The 13,871-nt window shown below is 57.0% G+C and carries 16 protein-coding genes; 13 read left to right on the forward strand and 3 right to left on the reverse strand.

All coding sequences use genetic code 11. From position 1 onward, the window contains the following. Position 1 precedes the first annotated feature (1 nt). On the forward strand, positions 2-769 hold the full coding sequence (locus tag F3J39_RS00200; protein WP_039382863.1) for a class II glutamine amidotransferase: 768 nt from the start codon (positions 2-4) through the stop codon (positions 767-769). On the opposite strand, the gene dpaA is transcribed toward F3J39_RS00200, so the two are convergent. Beyond that, positions 740-1,483 carry a peptidoglycan meso-diaminopimelic acid protein amidase gene (gene dpaA / locus F3J39_RS00205; protein ID WP_039382866.1) on the reverse strand — a complete coding sequence of 248 codons (744 nt, stop codon included), beginning with the start codon at positions 1,481-1,483 and terminating at the stop codon, positions 740-742. The two genes, F3J39_RS00200 and dpaA, sit on opposite strands and share 30 nt — an antisense overlap. A 244-nt stretch (positions 1,484-1,727) precedes the next feature. On the opposite strand from dpaA, the gene dinB reads away from it, so the two are divergent. Next, the gene (gene dinB / locus F3J39_RS00210) at positions 1,728-2,783 is read left to right on the forward strand and encodes a DNA polymerase IV (protein WP_071668489.1); all 1,056 of its coding nucleotides are present in this window, start codon (positions 1,728-1,730) and stop codon (positions 2,781-2,783) included. 41 nt (positions 2,784-2,824) lie between these two features. Here dinB and pepD read toward each other — a convergent pair whose 3' ends face one another. Further along, a complete protein-coding gene (pepD, locus tag F3J39_RS00215) occupies positions 2,825-4,285 on the reverse strand; it encodes a beta-Ala-His dipeptidase (RefSeq protein WP_039382873.1) in 1,461 nt (486 codons plus the stop codon). 253 nt (positions 4,286-4,538) lie between these two features. Here pepD and gpt point away from each other — a divergent pair, with 253 nt between their 5' ends. The 3 genes from gpt to crl all read left to right on the forward strand — a co-directional run bounded on the left by gpt (position 4,539) and on the right by crl (position 6,877). Further along, the gene (gpt, locus tag F3J39_RS00220) at positions 4,539-4,997 is read left to right on the forward strand and encodes a xanthine phosphoribosyltransferase (RefSeq protein WP_007887137.1); all 459 of its coding nucleotides are present in this window, start codon (positions 4,539-4,541) and stop codon (positions 4,995-4,997) included. A gap of 121 nt (positions 4,998-5,118) precedes the next feature. Continuing rightward, positions 5,119-6,366: an esterase FrsA gene (gene frsA, locus F3J39_RS00225; RefSeq protein ID WP_039382875.1), complete on the forward strand. Its 1,248-nt coding sequence runs from the start codon at positions 5,119-5,121 to the stop codon at positions 6,364-6,366. A gap of 109 nt (positions 6,367-6,475) precedes the next feature. Beyond that, positions 6,476-6,877, forward strand: coding sequence for a sigma factor-binding protein Crl (gene crl / locus F3J39_RS00230; RefSeq protein WP_166713736.1), 402 nt, complete (start codon positions 6,476-6,478; stop codon positions 6,875-6,877). 67 nt (positions 6,878-6,944) lie between these two features. On the opposite strand, the gene ompC is transcribed toward crl, so the two are convergent. After that, entirely contained in the window at positions 6,945-8,039 is a 1,095-nt protein-coding gene (gene ompC, locus F3J39_RS00235; RefSeq protein WP_166713737.1) for a porin OmpC, read from the reverse strand. Positions 8,040-8,283: 244 nt separating this feature from the next. Here ompC and proB point away from each other — a divergent pair, with 244 nt between their 5' ends. From proB to F3J39_RS00275, 8 genes are all read left to right on the forward strand, one after another. Then, positions 8,284-9,387, forward strand: coding sequence for a glutamate 5-kinase (gene proB / locus F3J39_RS00240; protein ID WP_039382881.1), 1,104 nt, complete (start codon positions 8,284-8,286; stop codon positions 9,385-9,387). Positions 9,388-9,397: 10 nt separating this feature from the next. Beyond that, positions 9,398-10,651 carry a glutamate-5-semialdehyde dehydrogenase gene (proA, locus tag F3J39_RS00245; protein WP_233499594.1) on the forward strand — a complete coding sequence of 418 codons (1,254 nt, stop codon included), beginning with the start codon at positions 9,398-9,400 and terminating at the stop codon, positions 10,649-10,651. A 352-nt stretch (positions 10,652-11,003) separates the two neighbouring features. Then, entirely contained in the window at positions 11,004-11,735 is a 732-nt protein-coding gene (locus tag F3J39_RS00250) for an XRE family transcriptional regulator (RefSeq protein WP_039382885.1), read from the forward strand. A 413-nt stretch (positions 11,736-12,148) separates the two neighbouring features. Beyond that, positions 12,149-12,427 (forward strand): hypothetical protein, encoded by a 279-nt coding sequence (locus F3J39_RS00255; protein WP_071668492.1) that lies wholly within the window; start codon positions 12,149-12,151, stop codon positions 12,425-12,427. Positions 12,428-12,603: 176 nt separating this feature from the next. Beyond that, positions 12,604-13,071, forward strand: a complete 468-nt coding sequence (locus F3J39_RS00260; RefSeq protein ID WP_039382888.1) for a glycoside hydrolase family protein — start codon at positions 12,604-12,606, stop codon at positions 13,069-13,071. 2 nt (positions 13,072-13,073) lie between these two features. After that, positions 13,074-13,418: a hypothetical protein gene (locus F3J39_RS00265; RefSeq protein WP_175540454.1), complete on the forward strand. Its 345-nt coding sequence runs from the start codon at positions 13,074-13,076 to the stop codon at positions 13,416-13,418. Further along, complete coding sequence (locus F3J39_RS00270; protein WP_039382893.1) at positions 13,415-13,708, forward strand: hypothetical protein; 294 nt, start codon at positions 13,415-13,417, stop codon at positions 13,706-13,708. The genes F3J39_RS00265 and F3J39_RS00270 overlap by 4 nt, the downstream gene beginning before the upstream one ends. Continuing rightward, the gene (locus tag F3J39_RS00275) at positions 13,671-13,859 is read left to right on the forward strand and encodes a hypothetical protein (protein WP_128083791.1); all 189 of its coding nucleotides are present in this window, start codon (positions 13,671-13,673) and stop codon (positions 13,857-13,859) included. The genes F3J39_RS00270 and F3J39_RS00275 overlap by 38 nt, the downstream gene beginning before the upstream one ends. Positions 13,860-13,871: the final 12 nt, after the last annotated feature.

Genomic DNA, 13,871 nt, shown 5'->3' on the forward strand with positions numbered 1-13,871 from the left:
TATGTGCGAATTGCTTGGGATGAGCGCCAATGTCCCTACGGATATCTGTTTCAGTTTTACCGGACTGGTGCAGCGCGGCGGCGGTACCGGACCGCATAAAGATGGCTGGGGTATCGCCTTTTATGAAGGTAAAGGGTGCCGCACATTTAAAGATCCGCTGCCGAGCGTAAATTCACCGGTTGCCCGCCTGGTGCAGGAGTATCCGATCAAATCGCACTCGGTGGTCGCGCATATCCGTCAGGCAAACCGGGGCGAAGTCTCGCTGGAGAATACCCATCCGTTTACCCGCGAGCTGTGGGGCCGCAACTGGACTTACGCGCACAACGGACAGCTTAAAGGCTATCGCCAGCTCGACAGCGGCCACTTCCGCCCGGTGGGGGAGACCGACAGTGAAAAGGCGTTTTGCTGGATCCTCTCACAGCTGCAGGCGCGCTATCCGCGCACGCCAGGTAACTGGCCCGCCGTGTTCCGCTATATCGCTGAAATCGCCGGCGAGCTGCGTGAAAAGGGCGTTTTCAATATGCTGCTATCGGATGGTCGCTATCTGATGGCGTTCTGCTCCACCAATCTCTACTGGATCACGCGGCGCGCGCCGTTTGGTAAAGCGCGCCTGCTGGATCAGGATGTGGAGATCGATTTCCAGCAGCAGACCACGCCGCATGATGTGGTGACGGTTATCGCCACGCAGCCGCTGACCGGAAATGAAACCTGGCACCGGATAGCGCCAGGCGAGTGGGCACTATTTTGCCTGGGTGAGCGCCAGGAATGATTTGGACGCCGCGTCCGGTGCAGAAAGTACCGGCGTGTTGTTCACCGCATACTGACCCGTTGCGGTGACGTTAACGCTGGGCGGTACGTGATATTTAGCAAAATAGGCGTAGCCCGGCTGCAGTTCGCGCCAGAAATCGATGTAGGTCGAATAGCGATGACGCTGAAGATTGCTTTCCGTCATGCGGAACGGATAAATATTCAGCTGCATCTCCTGCTGGCCGTTACGCAGGGCCGCATTAACGTAGTTGAAAATCTCATCCATTGAGCCGTTGGTCATGGCGTAGCAGCCCACGGAAACGCAGTCGCCGTGAATCATCAGATAGTTGCCGTTATAGCCCTTGCTGCGATCGTACTGGTTAGGAAAACCGGTATTGATGGCGCGGTAAAAGCGGCTGTCAGGTTTCAGCTGATTGAGTTTGACGTTGTAGAAACCTTCCGGACTTTTGAAGTCGCCCTGGCGGCGCTTGGGACCGAGTCCGCCGGAAAAATTACAGATGCGATAGCTGTCCAGCAGGCGATATTCATTACCGATTTTGCCATAGAGCTCCAGCGTACGCTCTTCTTTGAAAATCTGAATAAACACCGGTGTACCCAGCAGTTGTTTTTTTAACTCTTTGCTTACCGGAGCCAGCGGCTGTGCGGGTTCAGGTGTGATTGCCCAGCTAAGGACTGGCATAAGAATCATCGCGAACAGCAGTGCGATTCTGCCCATTCTGTGTGTACCTTGAAGTGAAGAAAAACTCAGACGCGCAGCGTCACTCAGTTGCATTATCGGAAATATCCGCTATCGCTGCGCAACATTAACATTGTCTGGCTTTTAATCAAGATAGCGGGCAACAAAATGGCGCAAAGTTGTGATGCATCGGGGAGTAAAAGCGCTCAGGCGCGGCATCGGTGCCGATGACGATTGCTCAACGCCTTCGCTACTGTATACTTAGCCAGTGTCCGGAGGGGGTATGCGCAAAATCATTCATGTCGATATGGACTGCTTTTACGCAGCGGTTGAGATGCGTGACGATCCGTCGTTGCGGGATATCCCTATCGCGATTGGCGGCAACCGCGTTCAGCGCGGAGTGATCAGTACCGCTAACTATCCGGCGCGCAAATATGGCGTGCGCAGCGCCATGCCGACCTCGACCGCGCTGCGTCTCTGTCCGCACCTGCGCCTGCTGCCGGGACGCTTTGACGCCTATAAAGAAGCCTCGCGACAGATCCGCGACATCTTTCTCCGCTACACGCCGCTGATTGAACCGCTCTCGCTGGATGAAGCCTATCTGGATGTCACCAGCAGTCTGCACTGCCAGGGGTCGGCGACGCTGATGGCGCAGGCGATCCGCGCGGATATTCTGCGCGAAACCGGACTGACCGCGTCAGCCGGCATCGCACCGATCAAATTTCTGGCGAAAATCGCCTCCGACCTTAATAAGCCTGACGGCCAGTATGTGATCACCCCGCAGGCGGTGCCGGCGTTTCTGCATGAGCTGCCGCTCAGCAAGATCCCGGGCGTGGGCAAAGTGGCGACCAAAAAGCTGGAAGAGATGGGGCTGCGTACCTGTGCTGACGTGCAGCGCGCCGATCTGGCGCTGCTGCTGAAGCGGTTCGGAAAGTTTGGCCGCTCGCTCTGGGAACGCAGCAACGGCATCGATGACCGCGAAGTGATCGTCGAACGTGAACGTAAGTCGCTGGGGGTAGAGCGTACGCTGCCGGAAGATATCCACCACTGGGAGCAGTGCCTGCCGATTATCGACTACCTCTATGCGGAGCTGGATCGCCGTCTGGGGGCTATCCGGCCAGATAAGCAGATCGCCCGGCAGGGGGTGAAATTTAAGTTCAGCGATTTTCAGCAGACCACGCAGGAGCACGTCTGGGCGGTGCTGAATAAAGAGGATATGGTGGCGGTGGCGCGTCAGGTCTGGGAGGCGCGTCGGGCAGATCGCGGAGTAAGGCTGGTGGGACTGCACGTTACGCTGGTGGACCCGCAGCTGGAGCGTCAGCTGCTGCTGGGACTCTGAAATCTCCCCCGCCCGGCAAGCGGACAGGGGAGCGGCATCGATTACGCTTTTGCCGGAATCGCGTTCAGTAGCGCAGTGAGCAGCTTCCAGTAGAGGCCAACGCTCTCAATATGCACCTGCTCATCCGGCGAGTGCGGGCCGGTAATGGTCGGTCCGATAGAGACCATATCCATATGCGGATACGGTTTCTTGAACAGGCCACACTCCAGACCGGCATGGATCACCTGAATGTTTGGCGTTTTGCCAAACAGCGCTTCGTAGGTGGTGCGCGTCAGCGCCATGACCGGTGAGTCAGCGTCAGGCTGCCAGCCCGGATAACCGCCTTTTGGCGCAGTCTGCGCGCCCGCCAGCGCGCCCAGCGAGGTCAGCGTCTCTACCACCCACTCTCTGCCGGTATCGATCAGCGAACGGATCAGGCAGATGATTTCAGCGTTAGCCTGATCCATGCTGACCACCCCCACGTTCAGTGAGGTTTCAACCACGCCCTTCGCCACGTCTGAATTACGGATCACGCCGTTAGGGGTGCTGTTGAGCAGGTTGATAAAGCGATCGCGGCTCTCTGCGCTCAGCGCCTCTGCCTGCTGCGCCAGCGGCTCGGTCTGCAGCACAATATGCTTCTCTTTGCTGCCGAGCTCGTTGAGCAGTATGGCCTGGAAGTGCATCGCCGCAGATTTCAGCGCGTCTACTTTGTGGCTCTCTACGGCCAGCGTGGCAAAGGCTTCACGCGGGATCGCGTTACGCAGCGTGCCGCCGGTAAAGTCGATCAGACGCAGATCCAGCTCGCGGGCATGGGCGGCCAGGAAACGCGCCAGCAGTTTGTTCGCGTTGCCGAGACCAAGATGGATATCCGCACCGGAATGACCACCTTTCAGACCTTTAAGCGTCAGCTTCAGCGTTTCATAGCCGGCTGGCACCGCTTCGCGACTCAGCGGCAGCGTGGTAATAAAGTCGATGCCGCCCGCGCAACCCATGTAGATCTCACCCTCTTCTTCAGAGTCGGTGTTGATCAGGATCTCTGCCTGCAGCCAGTCCGGCTGCAGGCCAAACGCGCCATCCATGCCCGACTCTTCGGTCATGGTCAGCAGCACTTCCAGCGGGCCGTGCGTCAGGCTGTTGTCAGCCAGTACCGCCAGCGCTGACGCCATGCCGATACCGTTATCTGCACCCAGCGTGGTGCCGCGCGCTTTCACCCATTCGCCGTCCACCCACGGCTGAATCGGATCTTTCGTGAAATCGTGGGCGGTATCGTTGTTCTTTTGCGGCACCATATCCAGGTGCGCCTGCAGGGCAACCGGCGTGCGGTTTTCCATGCCGGGCGTGGCAGGTTTGCGGATCAGAATATTACCGACCCGATCGCGTTCGACCCAGAAATTTTGCTCTTTGGCCCAGCTGACCACATATTCAGCCAGCGCCTCTTCATGATAAGAAGGGTGGGGAATGGAGCAGATTTTGGCGAAGATATCCCACAGCGGCTGCGGGGAGAGTTGAGACAATTCAGACACAACGCGTCTCCTGTATCAGCGTGGCGGACAGGCCGCTCGCACGCAGTTTCCGGTTTAAGATCGCCGTCAGCTCATCTGACGTGATGAGCCAGAGAATATCACCCTTTATTCGCAGGCGCGTCATCAGGCGCGCTAAAAACCTGCAACCAGTGTGACGGATGCTGGTTTTTAACGCGTCAGATCCTTATAATCTCGCGCAACCTTTTCCCCCTTGCATATTTTTAAGCCACTTTTGGTGGTTGGGATTCCTTTTATGAGCGAAAAATACGTCGTAACCTGGGACATGCTGCAGATTCATGCCCGTAAACTGGCCCAGCGCCTGCTTCCTGTGGAACAGTGGAAAGGCATCATCGCGGTAAGCCGCGGCGGTCTGGTTCCGGCATCGCTGCTGGCGCGTGAGCTGGGTATTCGCTACGTCGATACCGTTTGCATCTCCAGTTACGATCACGATCACCAGCGCGAAATGAAAGTGCTGAAGCGCGCCGAAGGCGACGGTGAAGGCTTTATCGTTATCGACGATCTGGTCGACACCGGCGGCACTGCGCAGGCGATCCGTGATATGTATCCGAAAGCGCGTTTCTGCACCATCTTCGCCAAGCCTGCTGGCCGCGCGCTGGTGGATGATTACATTGTGGATATCCCGCAGAACACCTGGATCGAACAGCCGTGGGACATGGGCGTGGTCTATATTCCGCCAATCGTCAAAAGCTGATTGATGCAACGCAAACAACGCCCGGTTAAGCCGGGCGTTGTGCTATTCGCGCCTCGCGCAGCCGGGGCGGGTGCAGTAAACTCATAGCCATCTATGCGACCGCCGCAGGAGAAACCATCAGATGGCCGAAAAAAATCTTAGCGAAGAGTTATTCAAGCCGCGTTTTAAACATCCCGAAACCTCTTCCCTGGTGCGCCGCCAGCATCACGCTACCGCACAGGTGCATAACGCGCTGGAGGGGGATACTCAGCGCGGCTGGTATCGCATGCTTAACAAGCTGCTCTGGACATGGCGCGGCCTGTCACCGCAGGAGATCAGCGAAGTCCTGGCGCGCATCGCCGTCAGCCGCTTTGAACACACCGATGAGGCGCTGCTGGATACGGTAATCGGCTATCGCGGCGGCAACTGGAATTTTGAGTGGTCAAAGCAGGCGGCGCTCTGGCAGCAGCGGGCGATGCAGAGCGAGCAGCATGATGAAGCGGGCCAGCAGTGGCTGCATGCGGCGAATCTCTACAGCCTCGCGGCCTATCCCTACATTAAAGGCGATGAGCTGGCCGATCAGGCGCAGGTGCTGGCTAATCGCGCCTATGAAGAGGCGACCCGGCGGCTGCCGGGCGAGCTGAAATCGCTGACGTTTCCCGTCAGTGGCGGCAGCCCGGTTACCGGGTTTCTGCATATGCCGGCGCAGGCCAGCGCACCTTATCCCACCGTGATGCTGTGCGGGGGGCTTGATTCGCTGCAGAGCGATCACTATCGGCTGTTTCATGACTACCTGGCCCCGCGCGGTATCGCTATGCTGACGCTGGATATGCCATCGGTTGGCTATAGCAGTAAATGGACGCTAAACCAGGACACCAGCCATCTGCATCAGCAGGTTCTGCGCGAGCTCAGCAACGTGCCGTGGATCGATCACACCCGCGTGGCGCTGTTTGGCTACCGCTTTGGTGCCAATATTGCGACCCGACTCGCCTGGCTTGAAGTACCGCGTATCCGTGCCGTGGCCACGCTGGGCGCGATGGTACACGGCGTGTTTGTTGACGCGGCGCGTCAGCAGCAGCTGCCGGACATGTATATGGATATGCTGGCGAGCCGGCTGGGTATGGCGTCAACGTCCGACAGCAACCTGCGCATTGAGCTGAATCGCTATTCGCTGAAGGTACAGGGGCTGCTGGGACGCCGCACCCCGGTGCCGATGCTGGCCGCTTACTGGCCGGACGATCTTTTCAGCCCGGAGGAGGACTCACGCCTGATTGCCGGTTCGTCGGCGCAGGGCAAAACGCTGGCTATCCCGGCTTCACCGGTATTTCACAGTTTTGAGAAAGCGCTGAATCAGATCTGTGACTGGCTCAGCAAACAGTTGCAGCGGTAACTGGCAAAACACAAAACCTCTGCTAAAACTTAATGTCGGCATATTACGCGCTGCGCCTTTTGCTCAGCGCGCTGCTTTTTTTACGGTTTATTTGAGGGAGAGAATTAGCATGACGTTACCGAGTGGTCACCCCCGTAGTCGCCTGCTTAAGCGCTTCACCGAATTGGGGCCGTACATCCGTGAAGGAAAATGCGAAGATACGCGTTTCTTTTTTGACTGCCTGGCCGCCTGCGTTAACGTAAAGCCTGCACCGGAGAGCCGCGAGTTCTGGGGCTGGTGGATGACGCTGGATGCGCACAGCGATCACTTTACCTACGAATATCACTTCGGCCTGTTTGATAAAGAGGGCGACTGGAGTATGACAACCATTAAAGGTAAAGAGAACAACGAGCGTGTAGAGAGCACCCTGCGTAACTTTCATGAGCGGCTGAAAGCGATGCTGCACGAGCAGAAGCTCGATCTGCGTCCCGCAGCTGGTTTTAAAGAAGAGCCGGTTAAGCTGAGCGCATAACGTAAAAAAAAGAGCCGGTCATGCGCCGGCTCTTGCGTTGTCAGGGTGTCGATACCGCAGCGGGTAATCAGAACTGATAGGTCAGCGCAACGGCCACCACATCGTCATTGTTCAGCCCCAGCTTGTTGTTGTCACCCAGCTGATTGATTTTGTAATCCACCATGGTCGACATGTTTTTATTGAAGTAGTACGTCAGGCCCAGATCAACATATTTCACCAGGTCTTCATCACCCACGCCTTCAATATCCTTGCCTTTGGTCTGTACATAGCCGAGTGACGGACGCAGACCGGAATCGAACTGATACTGCGCCACCATTTCAATGTTCTGCGCTTTGTTGGCAAAGCCGCGCGTGCCGATTGGCGTCATGTTGCGCGTCTCGGTGTAGATGGACGCCAGGTAGAGGGCGTTGGCATCATATTTGATACCGGCTCCCCAGGACTCCGCTTTGTCGCCGCGTCCGAGCAGGCCGGCCTGCTGCTGCTGACTGGTGCGATCGGATGAGGTAATGGCTGACATCAGGCTGACGCCGCTATCGCCAATGGTGTAGCCCAGGGATGCGCCGTAGCCGTCGCCGTTCTGGGTGCTGGTATCCGCTGCGCTGCCGCGGCTGTTCGCGCTGTCGGCGTCGTTTTTACCCTGATACTGCAGGGCGAAGCGCAGGCCATCCACCAGACCAAAGAAATTACTGTTGCGGTAAGTTGCCACGCCTGACGTGCGCGCCGCCATAAAGTTATCGGTGCGCGCGGTGCCGTCACCCCCGAACTCAGGGAAGACGTCGGTCCAGGCTTCCACGTCATACAGCACGCCGTAGTTACGGCCATAATCGATTGAGCCGTAGTCGCCAAATTTCAGGCCGGCAAAGCCGAGACGGGTTTTGTTGCCGTTGTTCGCGTCACTGCCTTCAGAGCGGTTGCCCTGAAACTGATATTCCCACTGGCCGTAACCCGTCATCAGATCGTTGATCTGCGTCTGACCTTTAAACCCGAGACGCACGTAAGTTTTATCACCGTCCGCGCCTGCATTGTCACTGAAATAATGCATCCCTTTTACGCGACCGTAGAGATCCAGTTTGTTGCCGTCTTTATTATAAATTTCTGCGGCTTGTGCCGTTGTGGCCAAAGCCAGTGCGGAAACAACCAGTGCCAGTGTGCTTTTCTTCATTTGCTATCAATCCCGATGAGTAAAAAAAGTATGTACCCGTGAAAAGGTTTGTAAAACACGGGACGTTTTACCGATCGCTGATGAAGGTTTTATGACAGATTTGCGCAATCGGGGTGAACGAGGCGGTTAAGTTGTGCTGACTGGCCTGCGGAAATTCGCGCTTTTCCCGGCGTGGCTGTTGGCTTCCTTGCTGACTCCTGATAAAACGTCCGTTCGCGGATTTTTTCTCAGATGGCAGGAAAATATGAGTGGCAGTCAGACCCTGGTGGTCAAATTGGGTACCAGCGTTCTCACCGGCGGTTCGCGCCGGCTGAATCGGGCGCACATGGTGGAGCTGGTTCGCCAGTGTGCACAAATGCACGCGGCGGGACATCGCATTGTTATTGTCACCTCCGGCGCGATTGCGGCCGGACGTGAACACCTTGGCTATCCCGAACTGCCACCGACCATCGCCTCAAAGCAGCTGCTGGCTGCGGTGGGGCAGAGCCGTCTGATCCAGCTGTGGGAGCAGCTGTTCTCTATTTATGGCATCCATATCGGGCAGATGCTGCTGACGCGCGCGGATATGGAAGATCGCGAACGCTTTCTTTATGCGCGCGATATGCTGCGCGCGCTGCTGGATAACCACATCGTTCCGGTGATTAACGAAAACGATGCGGTCGCTACGGCGGAAATTAAAGTTGGCGATAACGACAACCTCTCGGCGCTGGCGGCAATGCTGGGCGGAGCGGACAAACTGCTGCTGCTGACCGATCAGCAGGGGCTGTTTACCGCCGATCCGCGCACGAATCCGGAGGCGCAGCTGATTAGCGACGTGCACCAGATTGATGATGCGCTGCGGACGCTGGCGGGCGGCAGCGTGTCAGGATTAGGCACCGGTGGTATGGCAACCAAACTGCAGGCTGCGGATGTCGCCTGTCGCGCCGGCATCGATGTGATTATCGCTGCCGGCAGCCGTCCCGATGTGATTAGCGATGTGCTGAACGGCAAACCGGTTGGCACGCGCTTTCACGCGCAGCAGTCGCCGCTGGAGAACCGCAAGCGCTGGATCTTCGGCGCGCCGCCGGCCGGCGAAATCACCATTGATGATGGTGCCCTGGCGGCGGTGCTGGAGCGCGGCAGTTCGCTGCTGCCTAAAGGCATCCGCGAGGTGCAGGGAAATTTCTCACGCGGTGAGGTGATCCGGATCCGCAACCTGCAGGGACGCGATATCGCCCACGGCGTGACGCGTTACAACAGCGATGCGATGCGCATGATCGCCGGACATCACAGCCAGGAGATCGGTGATATTCTCGGTTATGAATATGGCCCGGTTGCCGTGCATCGCGACGACATGGTTGTCAGCTAAGGAGCAGAAAATGTTAGAGGAAATGGGTAAGGCGGCGCGGGCGGCATCGTACGCGCTGGCGGCGCTCTCCACCGCAGAGAAAAATCAGGTGTTGCTCACCCTGGCTGAAGGGCTGGAGGCGGATCACGCAGAGATTCTGGCGGCGAATGAACAGGATCTGGCCGACGCGCGGCAGAGCGGCATGAGCGCGGCACTGCTCGATCGCCTGACGCTGACGCCGCAGCGGCTGAAGAGTATCGCCGATGATGTGCGGCAGGTCTGCCAGCTGGCCGATCCGGTCGGACAGCTTATTGACGGGGGCCAGCTCGACAGCGGCCTGCGTATTGAACGGCGTCGTGTGCCGCTCGGCGTAGTGGGCGTTATTTACGAAGCGCGTCCGAACGTCACCGTTGATGTGGCGGCTCTCTGCCTGAAAACCGGCAACGCAGCCATCCTGCGCGGCGGTAAAGAGACATGGCGCACCAATGCGGCCACGGTCAGAGTCATTCAGCGTGCGCTGGTAAAGCACAACCTGCCAGCCGGGGCCATACAGGCGATTGAAAATCCGGATCGCGAGCTGGTCAGTCAGCTGCTGAAGCTGGATCGCTATGTCGATATGCTGATCCCGCGCGGCGGGGCAGGGCTGCATAAGCTGTGCCGTGAACACTCCACTATCCCGGTGATCACCGGTGGTATCGGCGTCTGCCATCTCTATCTTGATGAGACGATGGAGATCGCGCCGGCGCTTGAGATCATCGTTAACGCCAAAAAACAGCGGCCGAGCGCCTGCAACTCGCTGGAGACGCTGCTGATCCATCAGGATCAACTCGATCGTTTCCTGCCAGCTTTCCTGCAGCGTATGGCGCAGGAAAAGATTACGCTGCACGGCGATGCCAATATTCTGGCGCAGCTGCAGACAGGGCCGGCCAGCGTCGTCGCAGTGAGCGAGGCGCACTATCGCGATGAGTGGCTGTCAAACGATCTCAACGTGAAGCGGGTAGCGGACATGGATGAGGCGATTGCGCACATTCGTGAATATGGCACCCAGCACTCCGACGGCATTCTGACGCGCAGCATCCGGCACGCGAATGCGTTTGTTCAGCAGGTGGACTCTTCTGCGGTCTACGTCAACGCCAGTACCCGTTTCACCGACGGCGGCCAGTTTGGTCTGGGCGCTGAGGTGGCAGTCAGTACGCAAAAACTGCACGCGCGCGGTCCGATGGGGCTGGAAGCGCTGACCACCTACAAATGGATTGGCTGGGGCGACGATACGCTGCGCCGCTAGCCGTCCTGCCCGCCTCAGATGGGTACCTGTACAGGTACCCATTTTTTTTGCTTTAGATCCACTCAATATCACAGCTTTCTGAAATTTATCTGTCATCTGTGGCGCGTCAGCCGCTTTTCACCCATTTTTTTGTGTAAGCGCTGGTCCGGGTTTAACAGAAGATTCCTGAAAACCTCAGTCAGAACAAGCTGTCACACATTCATTGCTGGTTTAGCGCAGACGGGCGAGGATAATGATCCTCCAGCTTCATTGATAATATCGCGTGGGTAGTAAACTAGCGGTAATATAAAATGAACTGGTAGCAAAAACCAAAATAACATTCAGTCTTTTACTGATGGCAGACAATTAACTGATGGTTAAAAAAGAGAGTACAAAACACGCTTTTACTGCCAGGCTGATTGCCGCATGCGAAAGTGCGGGAATTGTCGGACATGGACGAAACAAACAGGTTGCACAGGCGTTGCAGCAAAGAGGATGCAAAATTTCAACGCCGGGGGTATGGAAATGGTTCAACGGTCAGTCGATTCCGGATGACGGGAATCTGTTAGCGCTAAGCGATCTGCTGGGCGTGCGCGTGGAGTGGCTGCAGTTTGGTATGGAGAAACCGGATGCCGGGCTTTCGCAGCAGCGTCTGCTCTCCGCCGGGCATATGTTCCGCGTGGAGAGCCTGGATATCGGCCAGCGCAGCGCGCAGGGCATTGCCGCGCGCGATGAGCTGGTAGAGACCATTCAGGCGATAGAATATGGTCTGGATGAGGCGCGCGTGCTGTTTAATGGCCGCCCGGCAGAAAGCATCCGGCTTATTGCGCTGAACAGCGATTCAATGGCCGGCACCTTCGCACCGCGCGATCAGCTGTTTGTCGATATCAGCGTACATCACTTTGATGGCGATGGAATTTATCTGTTTACGCTTGACGATCAGCTCTATCTCAAACGCCTGCAATTGCAGCATAAAAAAGTGGCCGTTATCTCAGATAACAAGCGCTATGAGACCTGGTATCTGACGCTGGATGAAGCCGATTCTCTGCAGGTGATCGCCCGCGTCATCATGAGCCAGGCACGTGATTATCAGATCCTGGGCTGAGCCGTTGCCGGCATCGGCAGAAAAAAATAACCCGGCTGAAATCATAAATTTAACTGCTGGTAAATAAAAAATTAACTGTTGGTGTTTGCCAAAGTATTAGAACATGTTAATAATTTGACCATAGATGGACGAAATCGTTGCCCCCGGATGGGCCCGCTCTTAAACAATTGAGGCGCTGCACAAGCGCGAAACTACCCACTCAAAATCAGTGTATTTTGGGATGGGGTGGATACGCACTCAGCAGCGTTGTCAGTTGTCTCCTGCCTTCACTTCTCTCTGCTTTTTCCTGGCCGTTTTTTAACGACCGGGAAAGCGGATTGTGGGTGATTCCAGTGGCACACCGGACGCACCGGCCTCTGCCGGAAGGCCGCGTTTGCCACCCCATCGCCAAAAACTCATTCACAGGAGGAGTTATGGCGATTATCCAATATGGCAAATCAGCGTTTACCGGTAATGCACGAACCCGGCGTCATCGACGACGCCAGCCACTCGCACGTCTGAACCGTACTATCGACAACGCACTCGGGCTCGAATGCGATGACGTCACGCTGCGCACTGCTGAACGTATCTGTCAGCGGGAGATTCGATCCAGAGTAGAGCGTGCCGTACTGGCGCCGGGACGCTCGCACAGTGAAAGCGCCAGTTTCGATAACTGCTGTTTACCCCACGTTCATCTCTACGCTACCCGTTAAGTTTCTCCTGCTTTTCCAGTTCTGAACGGAACGTTTTTACATTGCTCACTGTTTAACCACGCTTGAGCGTTGCGCTTGAATCTGGCGTGCGCGAATGGCTGACCGATCAGTGACGTTTAAGTGTGCTGACCCTGTGCGCAGCGTACTCCGTGTTGCGCCTCAAAGAAGGAACGGATATGAGCCAGATTATTGCCATTTTAAATTTTGAAGAGGGTTATCGCGAAGCGCCCTATCTGGATACGCAGGGCTTTCCCACCGTGGCGGGCGGCATCCGCATCGGACCAAAGGGCGCCTCGCTGAGCAACTACATCTTTCAGGTGCCGCGCCGCGTCGGGGACGTCTGGAAGCAGTGCATTGTGGAGAAAAAAGTGCAGGAGATGCAACAGCGCGAACTGATCCGCCAGGCGCTGCTGAAGTGCAACGACGCCCGCAGTGACGTGCTGATTAGCATGGCGTATCAGATGGGCGTGGAGGGGCTTGCGCTGTTTCGCGGCATGCTCACCTCGGTCACGCAGGGCGACTTTGACGCCGCAGCGAATGCCATGCTGGATAGCCTTTGGGCGCGGCAGACCGCCGGACGCGCCCGGCGGCATGCGGAAGCGATGCGCAGCGGCACCTATGACATCTACCGGGGGCTGCTATGAACATGAAGTGGATGATCTTCATCATTGCGGTACTGGCGGCAATCATACTGCTGCTCCTGCTGCAGCGCTTCACCACGCTGGAGTTTGTTAAACACGCGCGCCTGCTGTTTAAAACCTGGTCAGTGTGGCTCGCTTCACTCGGCTCCATGCTCAGCGCGTGGGCGCAATCTTTTCCCGCTTCCGCGCTCGATGCCTGGAACGCGCTGCCGCCGGACGTCAAAGAGGTTCTGCCGCACAACTACCTGGGGTTAATTGGTGCCTTTATGGTGGCAATGGGCGTTATGGCGCAGTTTGTGCGACAGAAAAATCTGGCGGAAAAACGCAGCGCGCTGGAGGAAAAATCATGAGTTTTCTTCTTTCCCTGCTGGCGGGCAGCTGGCACTGGCTGGCGGCGCTGTTCGGCATCATCGCCGCGCTGGTAGCCAGCTACGCTGGCGGTAAAAAGATCGGCAAAGTGCAGCAGCAGGCTAAAGCAGACACCGAACGCGCAGAAAAAACAGCGGCGCAGGCGGTAGCGGTTAACCAGCAGCAGCAGCAGCTGCGTGAGGAGGCCCGACGTGTGGAAATCAGCAACAGTAATCTTGATGATGCTGCCGCTCGTGACAAGCTGCAGCAATCGAAGTACCACCAGCCCTGAGGCGCCGGTCGTTATCGACTCCGCCTGCTCTCTGTTTTCACCCATTTATACCCACGGCAGTGACGCCGATCGCATGGATATTCGCACCGTGCGTGCCATTAACAATCACAACGATCTCTGGGATCGGCACTGCCGCACGCCGGCACGCTAACGCCGCTCCTTC

Origin of the sequence: Pantoea sp. Acro-807 (genome assembly GCF_011752675.1) — a bacterium.
Taxonomy (GTDB): domain Bacteria; phylum Pseudomonadota; class Gammaproteobacteria; order Enterobacterales; family Enterobacteriaceae; genus Pantoea; species Pantoea eucrina.

What these genes read in the sequence shown, in the direction of transcription:
- F3J39_RS00200 (WP_039382863.1), top strand. Translation starts at nt 2, where the DNA reads ATGTGCGAATTGCTTGGGATGAGCGCCAATGTCCCTACGGATATCTGT.
- dpaA (WP_039382866.1), bottom strand. Translation starts at nt 1,483, where the DNA reads ATGGGCAGAATCGCACTGCTGTTCGCGATGATTCTTATGCCAGTCCTT.
- dinB (WP_071668489.1), top strand. Translation starts at nt 1,728, where the DNA reads ATGCGCAAAATCATTCATGTCGATATGGACTGCTTTTACGCAGCGGTT.
- gpt (WP_007887137.1), top strand. Translation starts at nt 4,539, where the DNA reads ATGAGCGAAAAATACGTCGTAACCTGGGACATGCTGCAGATTCATGCC.
- frsA (WP_039382875.1), top strand. Translation starts at nt 5,119, where the DNA reads ATGGCCGAAAAAAATCTTAGCGAAGAGTTATTCAAGCCGCGTTTTAAA.
- crl (WP_166713736.1), top strand. Translation starts at nt 6,476, where the DNA reads ATGACGTTACCGAGTGGTCACCCCCGTAGTCGCCTGCTTAAGCGCTTC.
- ompC (WP_166713737.1), bottom strand. Translation starts at nt 8,039, where the DNA reads ATGAAGAAAAGCACACTGGCACTGGTTGTTTCCGCACTGGCTTTGGCC.
- proB (WP_039382881.1), top strand. Translation starts at nt 8,284, where the DNA reads ATGAGTGGCAGTCAGACCCTGGTGGTCAAATTGGGTACCAGCGTTCTC.
- proA (WP_233499594.1), top strand. Translation starts at nt 9,398, where the DNA reads ATGTTAGAGGAAATGGGTAAGGCGGCGCGGGCGGCATCGTACGCGCTG.
- F3J39_RS00250 (WP_039382885.1), top strand. Translation starts at nt 11,004, where the DNA reads ATGGTTAAAAAAGAGAGTACAAAACACGCTTTTACTGCCAGGCTGATT.
- F3J39_RS00255 (WP_071668492.1), top strand. Translation starts at nt 12,149, where the DNA reads ATGGCGATTATCCAATATGGCAAATCAGCGTTTACCGGTAATGCACGA.
- F3J39_RS00260 (WP_039382888.1), top strand. Translation starts at nt 12,604, where the DNA reads ATGAGCCAGATTATTGCCATTTTAAATTTTGAAGAGGGTTATCGCGAA.
- F3J39_RS00265 (WP_175540454.1), top strand. Translation starts at nt 13,074, where the DNA reads ATGAAGTGGATGATCTTCATCATTGCGGTACTGGCGGCAATCATACTG.
- F3J39_RS00270 (WP_039382893.1), top strand. Translation starts at nt 13,415, where the DNA reads ATGAGTTTTCTTCTTTCCCTGCTGGCGGGCAGCTGGCACTGGCTGGCG.